This window comes from Candidatus Dedyshia acidiphila, from assembly GCF_051025295.1.
Classification (GTDB): domain Bacteria; phylum Acidobacteriota; class Terriglobia; order Terriglobales; family Acidobacteriaceae; genus KBS-83.
In genome coordinates this window covers 1-247 of record NZ_JBMGJV010000222.1, presented here as the reverse complement: position 1 = coordinate 247, position 247 = coordinate 1, and the positions used below count along the sequence as shown (strand labels likewise).

Sequence of the window (247 nt, the reverse complement as noted above, 5' to 3'; positions counted from 1 at the left end):
CAACGCCCATGCCGCCCTGAGTGTGGTCCGCGCAAAGTACCCGGAGGCGGAGGGGGACCAGCTCACCCACCTGCTGGTCGAGCAGAATGTGCTGCTCCAACTCCAGCATCTGGGTACCCACCCCCCCGTCGCGGCCGGGCTGGCCTCCGGCACGCTTCGGCTACACGGCTGCGTGTACAACATCGGCAGCGGCCACATGGACCTTTACAGCGCGACAGAGCAGCGCTTCGTCCCGGTAGTGGCACCT

The 247-nt window shown here is 67.2% G+C and carries 1 protein-coding gene; it reads left to right on the top strand.

Annotated elements, in window-relative coordinates:
• Positions 1–247: carbonic anhydrase (locus AC5IJH_RS18660; protein ID WP_491904310.1), on the top strand; the 247-nt coding region annotated here is incomplete at both ends.